This window comes from Desulfatitalea alkaliphila, assembly GCF_022968795.1.
Lineage (GTDB): Bacteria > Desulfobacterota > Desulfobacteria > Desulfobacterales > Desulfosarcinaceae > Desulfatitalea > Desulfatitalea alkaliphila.
On the sequence record NZ_JALJRB010000031.1, the window covers coordinates 14,941 to 34,304 of the forward strand.

A 19,364-nucleotide genomic window follows, 5' to 3' on the forward strand; every position below is an offset into this window, starting at 1 on the left:
CTCACCCTTTCCGCGCAATGCAAAATGTGCGACCGAATCCAATCAAAGGTTTACCCCTTCGTCAATCTTCCTCCACGCCCAGATAGGCTTCGATCACCCGTTCATCGGCCTGTATCTGCGCCGGCGTTCCTTCCGCGATATTTGCGCCGTTTTCCAGCACCACCAGATGTTCGCATGCCTCCATGACCAGGTTCATGTCGTGTTCGATCAGCAGCACGGTGATGCCGCGTTCGCGGATCCGCCGGATGATGCGGATCAATGCAGCGGTTTCGAAATCATTCATGCCGCCGGCCGGCTCGTCCAGAATGATGAAACGGGGCCTGCTGGCCAGGGCCCGGGCCACTTCCAGCAAACGCTGGTTGCCGTAGGAGAGATTCTCGGCCACCTGGTCGGCATAGTGCTCGATCCCCGTGAAGGCCAATTCGGCGTGGGCTTCGGCCAGCGCCGCGGCCTCCTCCCGCTTTTGAAAGGGCAGGCGCAGCATGGCGGCGACGGCCCCGGCGTGGGTGCGGCAGTGGCAGCCGGCCAACACATTCTCCAGCACCGACATCTTGGGAAAGAGCCGGATGGTCTGGAAGGTGCGGGCGATGCCCAAGGCCACGATCTTGTGCGTCGGCAGCTTGCGGATGGAGCGCCCTTCGAACAGGATGTCGCCCTGGTCCGGCCGGTAGTTGCCGGTGATCAAGTTGAAAACCGTGGTTTTGCCGGCGCCGTTGGGGCCGATCAGCCCCACGATGGCCCCTTGGGGCACCTCGAAGGAGACGTCGTCCACCGCCACCAGCCCGCCGAACCGTTTGGTCAGGTTTTGCAGCTGCAGCAGGCTCATGACGCCCCCTCCCCGCCCCCGGACGCAGGCGCCGGATAGCGCCGCGGCCTTGGCGGCAGGATCCCTTCGGTGCGGAAGATCATCATGGCGATCATGATGGCGCCGAAAATCAGCATGCGGGCCGAGGCGAATTGCCGGAACAGCTCGGGCAGGCCCGCGATCAGAAAGGCGCCCAGGATCACCCCGGGGATGCTTCCCCGGCCGCCCAGCAGCACGATCATGAACAGGATCACCGACTCCCAGAAGTTGAACGACTCGGGGGCGATGATGGTCATCTTGGCGGCGAAGATGTTGCCGGCCATGCCGGCCCAGACGGCCCCCACCACGAAGGCGATCAGCTTGTAGTGGGCGGTGTTGATACCGCTGCCCTCGGCGGCCGTCTCGTCTTCACGCAGATAGTTGAGGGCCCGGCCGAAACGGGAATTTTCCAGGCGGTGGAACAAAAAGACCGTAACCGCCGCGAACCCCCAAATCAGAAAGAAGAAATGCTCGGGGCGGCGGATCCGGAACCCGAATATCTCGGGGCGCGAAATACCGAAAATGCCGTTGGAACCGCCGGTGATGCCGAAGATGTTGTTGACCAGGGCGATGCGCGTGATCTCCACCAGGCCGATGGTGACGATCAGCAGGTAGTCGCCCCGCAGGTGAATGATGGGCCGGGCGATCACCAGCGCCAGCACCCCGGCCACCAGGCCGCTGATAGGCATCAGCCACAGCACCGGGATCTGGTAGGTGGTGTTGATGATGGCCGTGGTGTAGGCCCCCATGGCGTAGAAGGCGGCATGCCCCATGTGAAACAGACCGGCATGCCCCAGAATGATGTTGAGGCTCAATCCCAGAATGGCATAGAGCCCCACGTTGTTGAGCACGTCCACCCAGTAGGCGTTGAGAAAGAAAGGCGCCAGCAGCAGCAAGACGCAGAAGGCGGCATAGACGACCGGGCGATAATCTTTCATACCTTCTCCGCGACCCGCTCACCGAGCAGTCCGGTGGGCCGAACGATGAGAATGGCGATGAGTACGATGAAGGTGATGGCATCCTTCCAGGCGATGGAGAGATAGGCCGCCCCCATGGCCTCGATCACCCCCAGCAGCAGCCCCCCCACCATGGCGCCGGGGATGTTGCCGATGCCCCCCAGGATGGCGGCGGTGAAGGCCTTTAAACCGTACATCCAGCCCATGGTGAAGTTGATCTGGCCGTAGTAGAGCCCCACCATCAGTCCGGCCGCGCCGCCCAGGGCCGGCCCGATCAGAAAAACGATCATGATCACCCGGTCCACGTTGATACCCATCAGCTTGGCGGCCCGCTGATCGATGGCCGCCGCGCGGATGGCCGTACCGATGCGGGTCTTCTGGATGAACAAATAGAGGGCCACCATCATCAACACGGAGGTCAGCAGCACCAACAGCCGCACCAATGGTACTTCGACCCCCAGAAGGGAGACGACGTTCTTGGGCAGGATGTCATGGGGATAGACTTTGTAGCGGGCGCCGTAGATCAGCATGAGGGCGTTTTGAAAAAAGATCGACGCCCCCATGGCCGATACCACGGCGGAAAGCCGATGGGCCTGGCGCAGGGGCCGGTAGGCCACCCGTTCGAGCACGGCGCCCACCACGGCCACCAGGCCCATCACCATCAAGGCCAACACGATCACCACCCCCAACGGCCCCAGGAAACGGGTGAGGCCGAAGGCGGTCAACAGGGTCAAGCCGAGGTAGGCGCCAATGGCGAACAGATCGCCGTGGGCGAAGTTGATCAGCTTGAGCACCCCGTAGACCATGGTGTACCCGAGGGCGATCAGGGCGTAGATACTGCCCACCGCAAGGCCGTTGGTCAGCTGCTGCAGGAAGAAGTCCAAGGTGGAAGGTTCCTTCTTCGTCTATGGCAGCATGACGAACTTGCCTTCTGCATTCACCTCGTAAACCCGGTACAGGTCGCCCACCCGATCACCCTTCTCGTCGAAGGAGATCTCGCCGGTCAGGCCGGGGAAGTCTTGCATCTCATTTTTCAGGTAGGCCACGATTTTATCGCGATCGGTGCTGTCGGTCGCCTCGATGGCTTTGGTAATGACCCGGAAACCGTCACCGGCCAACACCGCCCAAACCGAACCGGGCTCGGCATTGTACTTGTTGCGGTAGCTCGCCATGAAGGCCTTGGCTTCAGGGGTGTCCAGATCCTGGGGCACGGGCGGGCTCAGAAAACGGTACCCGGCGGCCGCCGTCGGTCCGGCGATCTTGACCAGGTCCGGGTTGTTGGTGGCATCCCCGCCGATAAAGGGCACCGTCCAGTTCATCTCCATTTTTTGACGCAGCAAGAGCCCCGCTTCGCCGTAATAGCCGGTGAAAAAGACCACGTCGGGGTTGGCGGCCCGCATGCGGGTCAGGATGGCGGTGTAATCGTTCTGCTGCGGGGTCAGGGCGTCGAAGAAAACAATATTGGCGCCGTCTTTCTGCAGCAGGGCCCGCGTTTCGTCGGCCAGCCCCTTGGCGTAGCTGGAGTTGTCGTGCAGAATGGCGATGGCCTTGAAACCACCATCCTTCAGGGCCTTGAAACCGACCAGTCCCTGCTCATCGTCCCGCGGGCAGGTGCGCAGAAAATATGGGTTGCCCTTCTCGGTCAGTCGGATGGCAGTAGAGCCGTTGGCCACCTGGATGATGCCGGCCTCGTCGTAAATCCCCTGGGAGGCCTCGGTCACCGCCGAACCGTAGGTGCCGATGACCGCCAGGATGTTCTGGGTCGAGAGCCGCTGGGCCGCCAGGGCGGCGGTGCGCGGGTCGCCGCCGTCATCGGCGATGATCACCCGCACCTGCCGGCCGTTGATCCCGCCGGCCGCATTGAGATCCTCGGCCAGCAACTCGACGATCTGTTTCATGTCCTGCCCCTCGCTGGCCCATGCGCCGGTCAGCGGGGCCATCAGCCCGATGCGAATCGGATCGGCTGCCAACGCGGAACCCACCGTCAACAGTCCGATCAACAGTACCAACAGCAACATCTTTTTCATGATGGAATCCTCCTTCAATATAGGGTTGGCCAAGCCGCTGCCGAAGGTTGCGATCCTCCCCTTCGGACAAGGCCTGCAGATCACAATACGAACGAAATTCAGGCAGTTGCCATTAAGGCAACAGGAGATTAGTGGAATCGGGCAGGTGTGTCAATCCTTTTGACACATGGCACAGGTCGACCAGTTTCGGGAATGTGGGAGGCGCCGGCCGTCCGATCCCTTCTCTATTCTTCTATCCAGGCGACATAAAAATGCAAGCACAAAATGACCCGCCTTCACTGGCTGCTGGTTGTTCATTCGCTTTTGCCTTGACAACCTCCTGAAGCTCCATTAATTAGCGCAGTTCATTCTCGTTTTTCGAATCGGCGCGGTTCGGCAGTGGCCCTTGATCTCGATATGACGATGCTCGCGAGGTGCAGTTGAAATGGACATGAAGCGTTCCTATTACGAGGATATCGAACTGTTCGGCAGCGGCACGGTTCTATTTTGGGCCATCATACTGCTTGCCGGTCTCCTGGCGGCGCCCTTCTTCGCCACCCAGTACCATGTTTACCTGTTCAACCTGATCTTGGTGCACATCATCGTCGCCGTTGGGCTTAACATCCTGGTCGGGTCCACCGGCCAGATCGCCTTGGGCCACGGCGGTTTTTTCGCCATCGGCGCCTTCGTCACCGTGCTGCTGATGACCAAGCTGCAACTTCCCTTTTTCGTCGCCCTGCTGGGGTCGGCCTTCATCGCCGCCTTCTTCGGTTTTCTGCTCGGTTTGCCCGCCCTGCGCCTGGAAGGCCCTTATTTGGCCATCGCCACCCTGGCTTTCGGCCTGGCCATCATGCATATCATCGGTCACATGGAGCTGTTCGGCGGCCGCACCGGCCTTTCGGCGCCGCCGCTGGATATCGGCATACCGCAACTGGGCTTCAGTTGGGTGCTCCACTCCCAGGTGAGCAAATACTACCTGATCCTGGCCATCACCGTCGGCATGGTGCTTTTCGCTATCAACATTTTGAAAACCAAGGCGGGGCGTGCCTTTGTCGCCATTCGCGACAGCGAGATCGCCGCCGAGGTGATCGGCATCAACCTGGCGGTCTACAAAACCCTCGCCTTTGCCGTCAGCGCCTTTTATGCCGGCATTGCCGGCGGCCTTTACGCCTTCGTGCTGGGTTTCTTCGATCCGTTCACCTTCAACCTGATCCTGTCGGTGATTTTCCTGGTGATGGTGGTGGTGGGCGGACTGGGCTCGGTGATGGGGGCCATCGCCGGCGCCACCTTGATCACCTACCTGATGTACGATCTGTTCAAGAACGTCGGCGAGGTGCCCGTCGTGGGCGACCTGCTGGTTTCCTTCTCGCGGCAATGGCTGACGGTCAGCGGTATCGACAACTTCAACCTGATCGCACTGGGGCTGGTGATGATCGGCATCATCATCTTCGAACCGCTGGGCATTTTCGGCGCCTGGATCCGAGTCAAAAAATATTGGAAGACCTGGCCCTTTTGAGGGCCCGCGCAAGCCTCACTACCCAACATATTTCTAATCGCGCAATGCATGGGGGAACGATGCCGTTCGGACAGTTGTTGATCGAAGGATTGGCCATGGGGGCGTGCTACGGCCTTTTCGGATTGGCGGTGGTGATCATCTACAAAACTTCGGAGGTGGTCAATTTCGCCGCCGGCGACATGGCCATGTTCTCCACCTTTGTCTCCTTTCATGTATTGACGGTCTACGGCGCGCCCTTTTGGGTCTCCTTTCTCGCCGCCCTGGCCTTTGCCGCACTGCTGGGGGTTTTCATCGAGTTTTTCTTTCTGCGGCCGGCCAAGAACCCGAGCCTGTTGGGTCTGATCGTGATCACCATCGGCACCCAACTGCTGCTGGCGGGCGTGGCCAGCTGGAAATGGGGCGCCGAGCAGCAAGCCTTCTCCATTCCCTTCTCCTATCAGGTGACCTACGAAATTATGCCGGGCTTCGTGATCAGTCAATGGGCCATCGCCGTGTTCATCATCGCCGCCTTGATCATGGCCTTTCTCTATTTCTTCTTCAAACACACCAAGCTGGGCACCGCCATGCGCGCTACCCAGCAGAACAAGCACGCCGCCAAGATCATGGGCATCAAGACCAACCGGGTCTTCGCCTTCGCCTGGGCCTTCAGTTCGGTCATCGGCGTCACGGCGGCGGTCCTCCTGTCCGCCCGCACCATCCTGGATCCCCAGTTCATGATGGAGCCTTTTCTGCGCGCCTTCGCCGCCGCCGTGCTGGGCGGCCTGATGAGCATCCCCGGAGTGCTCATCGGTGGCGGCATCATGGGGTTGATCGAGAACTTTTTCGGCTACGCCTGGCCCACCTGGAAACCGATCACGGCCTTCGTGGTCATCGTTCTGGTGCTCTGCATCCGCCCGGCGGGGCTTTTCGGCAAGCATTACGTCAAAAAGGTGTAACGGCAATGGATCAATTCACCACAAAAAGGAGAATGGCAATGAAGATGAAACGCATCTTGACGGCACTGGCAGTTCCGCTGCTGGCCTTGTTCCTCCTGGCCGATACCGGTTTTGCACAACGCGAGCGCGGCTTCGACGACAAGGAGATCCGCATCGGCCAATGGGGGCCGCAGACCGGTCCGGCCGCTCCTTGGGGCGCCGTGGCCAGGGGCAGCAAGCTGGTTTTCGACATGGTCAACGAAAAGGGCGGCATCCACGGGCGCCAGATTCGTTACTTCATCCGTGACGATCAGTACAACCCGTCCCAGACCATGGCCGGCGTGCGCGAATTGGTGGATCGCCGCGGCGTCCTGGCCTTCGTGGGCGGCGTGGGCACCGCGCCGGGCATGGCGGTGCAATCCTACCTGCGCCAGAACGAGATCATCTGGGTGGGCGTCTGCTCCGGCGCCGAGGCCTTCCAGGACAACCCCTGGCAATGGAACATGTGGCCCTCCTATTTCGACGACGGCAGCCTGCTGGCCAAGTTCGCCGTGGAGAACAAAGGCTACAAGAAGATCGCCCTTTTCTATCAAAATGACGATTGGGGCATGGACGCCATGAAAGGGATCAACCGCCGCCTGAAAGAGCACAACATGGAACTTGTAGCCGCGGTTCCCGTGGAACCCATCGAGCGGGATCTCTCCTCCCAGATCGCCCGGCTGCAATCTTCCGGCGCCGAGGCGATCATCGGCATCGTGGCGCCCACCCAGGCGGCCATCGCACTGCGCACTGCGGTTTCCGTCGGTTTCCAGCCCCAGTGGTTGCACTCCTACAACCTGTGCGACTTCGCCCTGATGAACCACATCACCGACGGGCTGTGGGCAAGGGAAGGGGTGATCACCTCCGCCTTCACCGATGATCCCAATGCCGACACCCCCCTGATGAACAGCTACCGCGAGGCCGTCAAAAAGCTCGCCCCCGAGGAGCGCTGGGGCATCTTCTACATGGCCGGCATCGTAGTGGCCGAACCTTTGGTGCATGCCCTGGAAAAGGCCGGCCCCGACCTGAGCACCGCCGCCCTGCGCGATGCCCTGGACAGCATCGCCGACTTCAAGGGCATCGGCCCCCGCATTACCTGGAGCAAAGAGAGCCATCGGCCGCCCAGGGAACTGCAGATCTGGCAGTGCGGCCCCAACGGGGAAACCATCGTGGTGCAGGACTGGATCGAGAACGAACTGTCCATGGAGTAAATCGGCCTTAAGCCGGCGGGGTCTGAATCTGCTTTACCCGCCGGCTTGCAGCCCCGATTGCGGCGCGTTGGTACGACAGCCGCACCAACGGGCGAACCCAAGGGTGTTTGATCAATCTCCGCGACGGCCACCGGAATCGGCGGCCGTCGCCATCGAAAGCGGTAGGTTCATGGCTTTTTTCAATGTCGCCCATCTGCACATCAGCTTCGGTGGGCTCAAAGCGGTCAACAACATCAGTTTCGATGTGCAACGCAACGAGATTTTCTCCATCATCGGCCCCAACGGTTCGGGCAAGACCACCATCTTCAATCTCATCAGCGGCATCTACCGACCCGACGAGGGACGGATCGTGCTGGAGGGCGAGAACATGGTGGGCAAAACACCGGACCGCATCGCCCGCAAGGGCATCGCCCGCACTTTCCAGAACATCGAGCTGTTCGCCAATGCCACGGTGATGGACAACCTGATGCTCGGCCGTCACATCCACATGCGCACGGGCATCTTCGGCGGCGCCTTCATGTTCGGCAGCCGCTCCCGGGCGGCCCGCGAGGAGGTGGCGCACCGGGAGAAGGTAGAGCGGATCATCGACTTTCTCGAATTGCAATCGGTACGCGACCAGTTCGTCGGCGGCCTGGCCTACGGCAAACGCAAACTGGTGGAACTGGGCCGCGCCCTGGCCATGGAACCCAAGGTGATGCTGCTCGACGAGCCGTCGGCCGGAATGAACACCGAGGAGAAGGACGATCTGACCATCTGGATCAAGGACATCCGGGACGACTTCCAGGTGACCATTTTATTGATCGAACACGATATGAACATGATCATGGGCATTTCCGACCGGGTGCTGGCCATGAACCAAGGCCGGGAGATCATCCAGGGCGCGCCCGGCGAGGTGCAACGCCACCCGGAAGTGATCAAGGCCTATCTGGGAGAGGAGGCGATCGCCTGATGCTCAAGGTGAACAACATCGAAACCTGGTACGACCTGATCCGGGCGCTGCACGGCATCTCCTTTGAAATCAACCAGGGGGACGTGGTGGCCCTGTTGGGTTCCAACGGCGCCGGCAAGACCACGGTGCTCAAAACCATCATGCGCCTGTTCTACGACGCCAAGACGGAGCAGCCCGAAAAGGGTACCATCGAATTTCTCGGCACGCCCATCCAGCGCCGCGACACCAGCGCCATCGTCAAAATGGGCATCGGCTACGTACCCGAGGGCCGGGAAGTGTTTCCCGAGCTGAACGTCCTGGAAAACCTGCTCATGGGCGCCTACACCCGCAACGACAAGGACGGCATCCAGGCGGACCTGGAAAACGTCTTCCGCCACTTTCCCATCCTCAGGGAGCGCACCAAGCAGCAGGCGGGCCTGATGAGCGGCGGCGAGCAGCAGATGCTGGCCATCGGCCGGGCGCTGATGAGCCGCCCCAAGCTGCTCATGCTGGACGAACCCTCCCTGGGGCTCTCCCCCCTGCTGACCCATGAAATTTTCCAGATCATAAAGAACATCAACGAGCAGGACGGGGTGACCATTTTTCTGGTGGAACAAAACGTCAATATGGCGCTCAAATACGCCCATTTCGCCTACCTGCTGGAAAACGGCCGCATCGTCAGGGCCGACACGCCGGCGGTGCTGCGCGAGGACGAGGACATCAAGGAGTTCTACCTGGGCATCGCCAGGGAACAGTCGGTCAAAGGGTACAAACGATATCGCCGCAAAGTGCGCTTCCGTTGAGAGGTGTCCGTTCAACCGGTTCCGCAATATGGCTGCTGAAGATCGATCTGAAGAGGAAAAGGGATGACCATCGAAACATTGCCCAAAGCGCTGCTGCACATCGCGTCCACTCAACCCGAACGCGTGGCCCTGCGTCGCAAGGAGTTCGGTATCTGGCGGGACATCACCTGGGCTGAATATCTGCGCAAGGTAAAGTATACGGCCCTCGGGCTGCACGCCCTGGGGCTCTCCTATGGCGAGCATGTATCGATCATCGGTGAAAACCGCCCCGAATGGCTCTATTCAGCCCTCGGCGCGGTGTGCGCCGGCGGCGCCTGGGTGGGCATCTACACCACCAATCCGGCGCCGGAGTGCGAATATGTGGTCACCCATTCCGATGCCGTGTTCTACATCTGCGAAGACGAGGAGCAGTTGGACAAGGCGTTGGTGTTCCGGGAGAAAACCCCCAAGCTGCGTCGGCTGATCGTCTGGGAAATGGAAGGTCTGAAGCACTTCCAGGATCCCATGCTGATGAGCTTCGCCCAGCTGCTGGAGCTGGGCGAAGCTACGGACAAGGCCCAACCGGAACTGTTTCAACAATTGATCGAACAGGTGAAACCCCAAGACACCGCCGGCATCATCTACACCTCCGGCACCACCGGTCCGCCCAAGGGCGCCATGCTGAGCCACGAAAACTACCTGTGGGTCGGCCAGGCGGCGCGCCAGGTGATGTACACCACCCGCGACGACGAAACCATCTCCTTTCTGCCCCTGAACCACGTCTACGAGCAGATCTTCGACATCATGTTCCACCTGACCGTGGGCCACACGGTCAACTTCACCGAGAGCACCGACACGGTGATGGCCGACATGCGGGATGTTTCCCCCACCGTTTTTCACGCGGTGCCGCGCATCTGGGAAAAATACTACTCGGCCATCGTGCTCAAGATGGCCGACGCCACCTGGATCAAACGAACCCTTTACAACATGGCCATCAAGATCGGCACCCAATACAACAACAAGGCCCTTGCCAAGCAATCCATACCCGTGCACCTGACACTGGCCTACCATCTGTTCTATTTCGTCGTCTTCCGCAAACTCAAAAAGCGGCTGGGCTTCGATCGCATCCGCTTCGGCGGCTCCGGTGCCGCGCCCATTTCCCATGAAATCCTGAAGTTCTTCCAGAGCATCGGCATCCCCATCCGGGAGGGCTACGGCATGACCGAGACCACGGGCGTGACCCACATGTCGGACGAGCGCAACTTCAAGGTGGGCACCGTCGGCCGCGCCCTGCCGGAGACCGAGGTGCGCATCGCCGAGGACGGTGAAATCGTAGTCCGCCACAAAGGCATTTTCAAGGGCTACTACAAGGATCCGGAGAAAACCGCCGAAGTCCTCAACGACGGATGGCTGCACACCGGCGATGTCGGTGAAATCGACGACGAAGGCTATCTCAAGCTGACGGACCGCAAAAAAGACCTGATCATCACTGCCGGCGGCAAGAACATCGCACCCCAGTTCCTGGAAAACCTGCTCAAGTTCTCCCCTTACATCAACGACGCGGTGGTGATCGGCGACCGGCGCAAATACCTGACCGCCATCATCGTCATCGACGAGGAGAATGTCACCAAGTACGCCCAGGACCAGAAGGTGCAGTTCACCACCTTCGCCACCATGACCAAAGCCCCCGAGATCGTCGATTTGATCCAGCAGGAGGTGGACAAAGTCAACCGCCAGGTGGCCCGCGTGGAAAACATCCGCAAATTCCGCATCCTGGACAAGAAACTTTACACCGAAGACGGCGAAGTGACCCCCACCATGAAGGTCAAACGCAAATCGATCAACGAGCAGTACAAAGATTTGATTGAATCGATGTACGCGGCGTGATGCGATTCGTAAGTTGAACAACCGACGGAAAATAGTTCAAAGTTGAAAATTTGTGGTCGACATGCGCTCCGTTCACCACTGAGGATAGTGTCGCGCTGCGGCACCCCTACCGACCATTCATCGCAAATTTGCGACGCAACCCTTCGTCTTCCTTCGCATCACTTTATCCGGGAATCGGCATCCAGTATGGTGTGTCGCATATAATCGCTGAGGGCTTCCTGCAGGGTGGCCGCGGCAAGAAAGGCGCAGTGGCGGTCCTCTTCGGGAAAAACACCCAATAATTCCAGTATTGTTTCACCCGTGATGTCGGCGATGGCCTCGGGCGTGCATCCATGGGCCATCTCGGCGGCCAATGATCCGCATACGGTGCTGGCGCCGCAACCGTCGGTCAAATAGGATGCAGACACGACCCGGCCCTGTTCGAATTTCAGAAACAGTTGCATCGTATCGCCGCAAGTGCCTTTAAGGCGCGCGCGGCCATGGGCGTCCTGCATGGCGCCCTGGTACAACGGGTTGCGCCAGCGTTCAAACCCCAGCTCACCATAGGCCGCTCGTGTCTCTTCGAATATACGGCCTTGCAAATCGTTGACGAAATCATCCAGCTTGTCGCTCATGTTTGCCTATCGCTCCTGTAACGGTATCTATTGCCGATGAATCTCATCGAAGTCGGCGCGCGGGGAGTGAAACAAAGGATTTCACCCCCCGCCACCTTGGCAAAACCGATACACCCGGTTGGGTTGACAGCAAAGCTTGTGCCGGGAGCGCGAAAGTATCCTAAGGATTATCATAAGTCCCTGTAATGATTTCCATTGCAGGATTAGGTGTTCCGGCCCCACGGAAAAGATGGATACGGAAGATAGCACGGGTGCGACACTCTCATGGCGAGATGTCCCTGGAAAAACGCATTCAGGCAGGCGCATGCATGCATATAGCCGGGATGGTTGTTTGCCACCGACCGCATCTACGGCCTGTCCGGCGATCTGCAAAAATGCATGCCACGCAAAACGTCGAAGGAGGCCTAAATTGAGCCGACAACGTTCTATTGAGCTTGATCACCGGCACCTGTCGCGGGGCGATGTGACATAAGTTGTTTTTCTATAACTCTAAGCATCTGTTGAGGATTAATCGGTCAGGAAATATAACACCAGGAGATCCACCTGGCGGTGATTTGTATCCCGGTGCGGCCAAGTTGCTGGTGAAGTTCGGCTATGTGTTGTCGATTGCGGACGTACAGGGACTGTATGCCTCCTACGGCAGCGCCTTGAACCACCTGGCGCGGGCCAACCGGTCTTACTGGATGCCGCCGGCATTCTGGGGCGCCTACGATTTGAAGGAAGATATGGAACCCCTCACCCCCGGCAGGCAACACCGACTGGACTTCGCCCTCGGGCCGCTCTCTTATATCTTCAAATTAGATCACCGCATTCGCCTGACCATTACCTGTGTCCAACCGGAGGTCACGCCCGAGATTTTCCCTGAACCGCAGGTGTTTGTCTGGTTCGATGCCATCAGACGCTCCAGCCTCGATCTGCCCGTTATCGATACGTCACCCATCAAGGCGACGGTGAAGGTGGCCACGCCGCAACACAGGCACGGCAAGAAGGGTTTGGTCTTTAGGGCTCGCGAAAAAACAATTTCCCCGACCGCCTGGCCGGAGGCTACATCGCCGACATCGCTCTCGACACCGTCCGGTGCAATGGCGCGCCCGCCAGGGATACCTATGTGGAAAGGGGCGCCTTGTTCGTGCAATGCAGTGAGAAAGATTTGACCAAAAAGGGACGGGGCGTTACAATCACCGGAAATTTCGGCGCCCGATACGATTACGGCGACACATCCTTCGAAGCCTCGAACAAGGCAGCGCAAATCGCCGACCGTATAAAAGGCATGATGGAGAAAAAACGCGCCACCAGATGATACGCCCGACAATCCCCGTTGGGGCACCACATGCCGTGGTCCAACACCACAGGCAACCCCTGTAGGGACGGCATGCCGTGCCCCTACGACAGCGGCGGTGCCGTTTGCCGCAGGGTACGCTTGGGTGGCACCACTGGGCCCATCGGCAAATTCCGCATAAACCCTTTAAACCTGCACAAGCCTTTTAAACAGGCATTTTCGCGAAAGAAACCAAGATGATCAAAGTGGTGTTCGACCAAGCCTTCTACCAAGTGTACGACCACGACCCGGCCGCCGCGGCAGGTCGCATGGAAGCCATCATGCAAGTCATCGAGGGCGAGGTGACCTTCGTCCCCGCAGTTGAAGCCACCGAAGCACAAATCGCCGCCGTACACGGCCCAAGCCACATCACGGCGGTTCGCCGGGAAGGCCTCTACGAGATCGCCGCCTTGGCGGCCGGCGCCGCCATTCAAGCCGCCGTAATCGGCCTCGCGGAGCCCTGCATGGCCCTGGTGCGCCCTCCCGGCCACCACGCCTCCGCCGATGACGCCTGGGGTTTCTGCCATTTCAACAACATGGCCGTCGCCCTGCACCACCTGCACAGCCAAGGCAAAATCGGCAGCGCCCTGGTGCTGGACATCGACCTGCATTACGGCGACGGTAGCGTCGACATCCTCGGCAACCGCCCCTGGGTGACCATCGAAAACCCCACCGCCACCAACCGCAAATCCTATCTGCAGACCGTGGAACGCTGCCTGGCCGCCGCACCCTTCGATATCGTGGGTATCTCCGCGGGATTCGATCACCACCAGCAGGATTGGGGCGGGCTGCTGGCTACGGAAGACTACGAAGCCATCGGCCGCATGGCCGTTGAAGCCGTGCGCCCCCGCGCTGCCGGCTGCTTTGCGGTGTTCGAGGGAGGGTACAACCACAAGGTGCTGGGTTACAATGTGCAAGCCCTACTCAGGGGAATGGCGCGCGGCCGGCTCAGTTGATCACCCGGATAACGACGCCTTCTCAACCCATGGCAGCCACAGCGAGATGGTTGTGGCCATGAATGATTGCGGGCGCGCACCGAGATGGCCACGGCGACCCTTGCAGGGTACAGGTTCAAACGCGAAGGGGCACGGCATGCCGTGCCCCTTGTTCGACCGGCTAAAATGGCACCTATTGCCCTGCCCTTCTGCAACCTTCCAATAGACCAGGGCATACGTCCGGGGCATACGGTGCCCCTGCGCAACCGTCCACCAGGGCACGGCATGCCGTGCCCCTACGACAGAGGCGGTGCCGATTGCCGGAGACGTTGCAGGAGGGCGGGCGAGGGATAACCGTCTGGCGGTAGTGCATGCTGTTTCTGAAAATCGCGGATGGCCGATTGTGTGCTCGGGCCCGGCAAGCCGTCGGCAGCCCCCGCCACGAAACCGAGTTGGTTGAGCAGTTGTTGCAGTTCCATGATCTCGCTGCGTGTCAGTGGCGCGTGATCCGCCTCGCGTCCGTTCGCTAATGGCGGCATACCGACAATGCGGTCGGCCAAATGACCGACGGTGACGGCATAGTTGACCGAACGGTTCCAACGCATGATCACCCGGAAATTGTCGTAGACCAAAAAAGCGGGGCCGCTTTGGCCCTGGGGCATGACAATGGCGCCTTCCATGTCCGCCGGCGGCAGTGGGCCGCCTGCGGCCCGCCGCACACCGAGGGCCGACCACTGCGCAATCGTCTTACGGGTGCGGATATCGGCCAGAGCCAGGTCGAAACGGGCGGGCAACCGCACCTCCCGACCCCATAGTTCCCCAGCTTGCCAGCCCGAATTGGCCAGAAAATTGGCCGCCGAGGAGAAGGCATCCGGCAGGCTGCCCCATATATCCTTGCGGCCGTCACCGGTGTGGTCCACGGCATACCCCATGAATGTGGAGGGCATGAATTGCATGTGCCCCATGGCACCGGCCCAGGAACCCATCATGCCGTCCGGTGTGATGTGACCCTGGTCGATGATCTTCAGCGCTTGCAAGAGCTCCGCCCGAAAAAAGCGGGCCCGGCGTTGATCGTAGGCCAGGGTCACCAGCGCATCGATGACGCGGTTGTTGCCCATATAGTCACCGAAATTGGTCTCCAAGCCCCACAGGGCAATCAAGTAGCGCGCCGGCACGCCGTAGCTGGCCTGAATTTCATTCAACAAAAGACCATGCTTTTCCAACAGCATCCGACCGCGTTCAACCCGGGTATCGGTGACCCGGCGGTCCAGATATTGCCAGAACGTCTGCGTAAACTCCGGCTGGCGACGGTCCAGCTCGATTACGCGCACCAGGAGCGCTACATCTTGCAGGGCGGCGTCCAGGGTGGCCTCCGAGATGCCACTGTCGCGCGCCTCTTCGCGCAGGGATGCCAGCCAGGTCGCAAAGGCCGGATCGGGGGCATCCGCCGATGCGGCCTTTGCCTGTGTCTCCGCACTTACCTGCGCCGTGCCGCCGCAGAGGACCGACAGCAAAATCAAAGCCGCTACTGCAGCCGGCACCCATGCGCTCCAATGGATTATTGATCGCGGAACCATCATCGTCTCCTTCTTTCAACCGAAACGCAGCTTGTCCCATTGCGACATGCCACAACCATTCTGACAGAAATGCGGCAAAGGATGCAATCTTTATCCATCTGTGGTAACGCAAAGTGTGGACAGCGAAGCCATTCGAGGACCCACGTGAAGATATTAAACGCAACCATCCTGGCCAAGGTAAAATACGCAACCCTTTTTGCCATCTCCTACCTGGACCGCAAAGGCAATGCCAAACGCTGGCACCTGGTCAGCCGGGGCGATCAGCCCAAATGCATCACCGGCGAACGCCGGCGCCCCGATGCGGCGATCATCGTTCCCTATCACCGCAACATGGACAAACTGGTGGTGATCAAGGAGTTCCGCATCCCCGTCGGTGATTACCTGTACGGTTTTCCCGCCGGCCTGCTGGACCCTAACGAAACGGTGGCGAAAGCGGCGGGCCGCGAACTGCGCGAGGAGACAGGCCTGGACCTGGTGCGCGTGTACCGTCACAGCCCGGCGCTTTTCTCCTCCGCGGGCATCACCGATGAAACCATCGCCATGGTCTTTGCCGAAGTCGAAGGCACGCCCACCGCGCGCCACAACGCCGATTCCGAGGAAATCGAGATTTGCCTGATGGACCGCCAGGAGATTCGCGCCCTGCTCAACCGCACCGAAATCGTTTTCAGCGCCCGCGCCTGGCTGGCCATGGATGCCTTTGCGCAGCAGGGCAAAGCCTACCTGATTGGAGATTGATTGGAGGTTCGGATGCATGTAGCCGTAAATGGGACATCGCCTGTTCTCGCACGGAGGCGCCTCTAATCTTCCACTCTTACGCAGATTTGAGAAGTTGAAGCTTGTTTAGCTGCACGGCCCAGCATCAACTGTCATTGGCGCGAAGAATGGGCGCCCCGTTCATCCGTTTGTGAATGGCCATCGACAGATCAGGTCGTGATCTTGATCGCTTTGCGTGACGGTTGATGGGGGAAACCTTCCAGGCTTGAGATGTCGTCCTTGTCCCGCATGAAGGTGGGAGGGCTTTGCATGTAAAGTCCCAACAATTGTCCCACTGCCGCCAGGGAATCGAGGTGGGTGCGCTCGTTGCCGTGTGAGCCGTCCAGGCCGAAGCCGATCAGCGCGGTGCGGGTGTCGTTGCCGGCTTCCAGGGCCGAGGCTGAATCGCTGCGGTAGTAGCGGAACACATCGGTGCAGTACGGCACTTCATGGGCCTCGCACAAATCGATCAACTTGTGGCTCAAATGGTAGTCGAAGGGACCGGTCTGGTCCATCATGCAGATGGTGGTGCTGTGTTCGCTGGAGTTTTGCCCTTCGGCCACCGGTGCGTGATCGATGACCACCATTTCCGCCACATCACCGTAGAGAATGGATGAGGCGCCGGATCCCACCTCTTCCGAGATGGTGAACAGCAGGTAGCAATCGGTGGGCAGGCGGATCTCGCCGGACCGGATGGCCAGGGCCGTGGCCAGCAGGGTGGCGACCCCCGCCTTGTCGTCCAGGTGACGGGCGCAAACATAGCCGCCGGGGGTGATTTCGGGGGCCGCGTCGAAGGCGATGAAATCCCCAACCCTGTAGCCGACGGATTTCAAATCCGCGATGGTGTGGCACTTTTCGTCCACGCGCACTTCGACGTGGTCCCAGTCAATGGGCTGGGTGTCGACTTTGTCATTGTAGACGTGCCCGGAGGCCATCAGGGGCATCACGGTGCCGCGGGCGGCCTCGCCGTTGCTTTTGAAAATGGTGACCCGGCCCCCTTCGGCAAAACGGCTGGACCAGGTGCCCACCGGCGCCGGCGCGAGGCGGCCGTTGGGTTTGAGCATGCGGGTCATGGCGCCCAGGGTGTCCAGATGAACGCACACCGCCCGTTCCACTTTGCTGTTGCTGCCGGCCAGGCAGGCGCGAATGGCGCCGCGGCGCGTGACGCTGAACGGTATGTCCAGGTGGGTCAGCGCTTCGCCGACGTAATGGACCACCTGGTCCGAATAGCCGGAAGGGCTGGGGATGTTGAGCAGATCGATCAAGGTCTTCCGAAGGTATTGCATGTCGATATTCACAGGAACCATGTTGAGCTGAATCGCCTCCTTTGATTAAGCTTTTTTGCCGAGCGGCAGCGTTTCGGGGAAGAGCAAGTCGATGAACCGCTCGACCACCGGTTGGGGTTCGTGATTGGCCAGCCCGGGCCGCTCGTTGGCTTCGATGATATGGTAGTCGGGCGCCTGCAGGTCCGGCACACATAAATCGAGGCCGGTGACCGGTATGTTCAGCGCCACGGCGGCCTTTTCCGCCGCCTCGACAAGGGCGGGATGGATCTCTTCGGTGACATCGTGAATGGTGCCACCGGTGTGCAGATTGGCCGCCTTGCGCAGCACGATGGTCTGCCCGTCGGGGGGCGTGTCCTCCATGGCGAATCCGGCCTCCGCCACGCAGCGGGCGGTTTCCTCGTCCAGGGGCACGCTGCTTTCGCCACCCGTGGCGGCCATGCGGCGGCGGTTGTACTTCTCGATCAATTGGGCCACGGTGTGTTGCCCGGTACCGGTCACCTGGGGCGGCCGGCGCACCGCGGCGGCGACGAATTTATATCCCAGAACGATCACCCGCAGGTCTTGGCCCTCCACATAGGCCTCGATGATGACATCCGGGCAGACTGCCTCGGCCGCTTGGATGGCTTTGGCCAGCGCCGCACCGTCGCGGATGTCCACGCTGATGCCGCGGCCCTGCTCGCCCCGGGCCGGTTTGACCACCACGCGGCTCAACCGGTCGAGCACGGCCTGGTTTTCCTCATCGCTGCCGGGGGCGAACTGTTGCGGCACGTGCAGCCCGGCACGCGCCAGGGCGCGGTGGGTCAGACGCTTGTCGTCGCAGCGCATCATGGCGATTGCGGAAGTCAAATCGGTGAGCGATTCGCGGCAATGGATGGTGCGTCCCCCCAGGGTGAGGGTGAAAATAGCGGCCTCCTGGTCGACCACCTCCACCCCGATGCCCCTGCGCCGCGCTTCGTCGATGATGATCCGGGCGTAGGGGTTGAGCTCGCTGTCGGGTGCCTGGGGCATGAAGAGCTTCTCGTTGATCGGGTTCTTGCGTTTGACGCAGAAGACCGGCACGCGTTGAAATCCGATCTTCTCGTAGAGATGGATCGCCTCCTGGTTGTCGTGCATCACCGACAGATCCACGTAGTTGCGCCCGCGGGTGAAGTAGTGCTCCACCAGGTGGCGCACCAGTGCTTCGCCCACACCCGGTGCGTCGGCCGTCGGATCCACGGCCAGAGACCATAGGCTGGCGCCGTTTTCCGGGTCGTTGAAGGCCTCCACGTGATCGACCCCGGTCACCGTGCCGATGATGCTTTGGTCGTGCAGGGTCTCGGCCACCATGTAGGTGCGCAGTTTGGTGGCATGGTAGTCCAGAATGAAATCGGGATCGCAGGTGACCATCCGGCGGCAACGGTAGATTCTGTTCATCCCTTCCACATGTTCCCGGGTGGAGACGCGGCGCACCGTGAAGATCTGGCTTCTGGCCTTGAGCGGCCGGTAATCGTGGGCCCAGATCCGGTAGGTGTGGGAGGGGTCCAGAAAGAAGCGATCCGGTGCCATGGCCAGCAGCACATGGGGATCGCGCAAGTAGAACGTGACGTCCCGCCGGCCCGGCGCTTCGCTGTTCATGGCCGCGAACAAACTGTCCGCGTCGGCGAAGGTTTGGCCGAAGATGATGCGTCCCCAACCCATGTCCACGCTGGTGTCGGGCCGCATGCGATCATAGGCCGGACTGCGCGGGGGCTCCCAATTTTTCAAGGAAGGCGAATGCATGCGATCCATTCGTCCGCCGGGGCGTTGATGCTTGTCCATG

The 19,364-nt window shown here is 60.5% G+C and carries 17 protein-coding genes; 9 read left to right on the forward strand and 8 right to left on the reverse strand.

Annotated elements, in window-relative coordinates:
- Nucleotides 1-61: 61 nt before the first annotated feature.
- From MRX98_RS19085 to MRX98_RS19100, 4 genes are read right to left on the reverse strand one after another with little or no spacing between them, the layout of a single operon-like run.
- Nucleotides 62-826, reverse strand: coding sequence for an ABC transporter ATP-binding protein (locus MRX98_RS19085; protein WP_246913850.1), 765 nt, complete (start codon nucleotides 824-826; stop codon nucleotides 62-64).
- Nucleotides 823-1,782, reverse strand: coding sequence for a branched-chain amino acid ABC transporter permease (locus tag MRX98_RS19090; protein WP_246913852.1), 960 nt, complete (start codon nucleotides 1,780-1,782; stop codon nucleotides 823-825). The genes MRX98_RS19085 and MRX98_RS19090 overlap by 4 nt, the downstream gene beginning before the upstream one ends.
- Nucleotides 1,779-2,684, reverse strand: a complete 906-nt coding sequence (locus MRX98_RS19095; protein WP_246913854.1) for a branched-chain amino acid ABC transporter permease — start codon at nucleotides 2,682-2,684, stop codon at nucleotides 1,779-1,781. The genes MRX98_RS19090 and MRX98_RS19095 overlap by 4 nt, the downstream gene beginning before the upstream one ends.
- Before the next feature lie 21 nt (nucleotides 2,685-2,705).
- Nucleotides 2,706-3,827, reverse strand: a complete 1,122-nt coding sequence (locus tag MRX98_RS19100) for a branched-chain amino acid ABC transporter substrate-binding protein (protein WP_246913856.1) — start codon at nucleotides 3,825-3,827, stop codon at nucleotides 2,706-2,708.
- 424 nt (nucleotides 3,828-4,251) lie between these two features.
- On the opposite strand from MRX98_RS19100, the gene MRX98_RS19105 reads away from it, so the two are divergent.
- The 6 genes from MRX98_RS19105 (at nucleotide 4,252) to MRX98_RS19130 (ending at nucleotide 11,083) form a co-directional block, all read left to right on the forward strand.
- Nucleotides 4,252-5,322, forward strand: coding sequence for a branched-chain amino acid ABC transporter permease (locus MRX98_RS19105; RefSeq protein ID WP_246913858.1), 1,071 nt, complete (start codon nucleotides 4,252-4,254; stop codon nucleotides 5,320-5,322).
- 59 nt (nucleotides 5,323-5,381) lie between these two features.
- A complete protein-coding gene (locus tag MRX98_RS19110; RefSeq protein ID WP_246913860.1) occupies nucleotides 5,382-6,257 on the forward strand; it encodes a branched-chain amino acid ABC transporter permease in 876 nt (291 codons plus the stop codon).
- Nucleotides 6,258-6,295: 38 nt separating this feature from the next.
- Nucleotides 6,296-7,486: an ABC transporter substrate-binding protein gene (locus tag MRX98_RS19115; RefSeq protein WP_246913862.1), complete on the forward strand. Its 1,191-nt coding sequence runs from the start codon at nucleotides 6,296-6,298 to the stop codon at nucleotides 7,484-7,486.
- Between the two features lie 169 nt (nucleotides 7,487-7,655).
- Nucleotides 7,656-8,435, forward strand: coding sequence for an ABC transporter ATP-binding protein (locus MRX98_RS19120; protein ID WP_246913864.1), 780 nt, complete (start codon nucleotides 7,656-7,658; stop codon nucleotides 8,433-8,435).
- Nucleotides 8,435-9,217: an ABC transporter ATP-binding protein gene (locus MRX98_RS19125; RefSeq protein WP_246913866.1), complete on the forward strand. Its 783-nt coding sequence runs from the start codon at nucleotides 8,435-8,437 to the stop codon at nucleotides 9,215-9,217. Before MRX98_RS19120 ends, MRX98_RS19125 begins: the two co-directional genes overlap by 1 nt.
- A 63-nt stretch (nucleotides 9,218-9,280) precedes the next feature.
- A complete protein-coding gene (locus MRX98_RS19130) occupies nucleotides 9,281-11,083 on the forward strand; it encodes an AMP-dependent synthetase/ligase (RefSeq protein WP_246913868.1) in 1,803 nt (600 codons plus the stop codon).
- 158 nt (nucleotides 11,084-11,241) lie between these two features.
- On the opposite strand, the gene MRX98_RS19135 is transcribed toward MRX98_RS19130, so the two are convergent.
- A complete protein-coding gene (locus tag MRX98_RS19135; protein ID WP_246913870.1) occupies nucleotides 11,242-11,697 on the reverse strand; it encodes an iron-sulfur cluster assembly scaffold protein in 456 nt (151 codons plus the stop codon).
- A 575-nt stretch (nucleotides 11,698-12,272) separates the two neighbouring features.
- Between MRX98_RS19135 and MRX98_RS19140 the strand changes: the two genes are divergently transcribed.
- The gene (locus tag MRX98_RS19140; protein WP_246913872.1) at nucleotides 12,273-12,851 is read left to right on the forward strand and encodes a hypothetical protein; all 579 of its coding nucleotides are present in this window, start codon (nucleotides 12,273-12,275) and stop codon (nucleotides 12,849-12,851) included.
- A 361-nt stretch (nucleotides 12,852-13,212) separates the two neighbouring features.
- Entirely contained in the window at nucleotides 13,213-13,971 is a 759-nt protein-coding gene (locus MRX98_RS19145; protein WP_246913874.1) for an arginase family protein, read from the forward strand.
- Between the two features lie 275 nt (nucleotides 13,972-14,246).
- Here the strand turns inward: MRX98_RS19145 and MRX98_RS19150 are convergent, their stop codons facing one another.
- Nucleotides 14,247-15,491 (reverse strand): lytic murein transglycosylase, encoded by a 1,245-nt coding sequence (locus MRX98_RS19150; RefSeq protein ID WP_246913875.1) that lies wholly within the window; start codon nucleotides 15,489-15,491, stop codon nucleotides 14,247-14,249.
- A 180-nt stretch (nucleotides 15,492-15,671) separates the two neighbouring features.
- Between MRX98_RS19150 and MRX98_RS19155 the strand changes: the two genes are divergently transcribed.
- The gene (locus MRX98_RS19155) at nucleotides 15,672-16,262 is read left to right on the forward strand and encodes an NUDIX hydrolase (RefSeq protein ID WP_246913884.1); all 591 of its coding nucleotides are present in this window, start codon (nucleotides 15,672-15,674) and stop codon (nucleotides 16,260-16,262) included.
- 188 nt (nucleotides 16,263-16,450) lie between these two features.
- Here MRX98_RS19155 and MRX98_RS19160 read toward each other — a convergent pair whose 3' ends face one another.
- Nucleotides 16,451-17,587, reverse strand: coding sequence for an osmoprotectant NAGGN system M42 family peptidase (locus tag MRX98_RS19160; protein ID WP_246913897.1), 1,137 nt, complete (start codon nucleotides 17,585-17,587; stop codon nucleotides 16,451-16,453).
- 24 nt (nucleotides 17,588-17,611) lie between these two features.
- Nucleotides 17,612-19,363 (reverse strand): N-acetylglutaminylglutamine synthetase, encoded by a 1,752-nt coding sequence (gene ngg, locus MRX98_RS19165; protein ID WP_246913914.1) that lies wholly within the window; start codon nucleotides 19,361-19,363, stop codon nucleotides 17,612-17,614.
- Nucleotide 19,364: the final 1 nt, after the last annotated feature.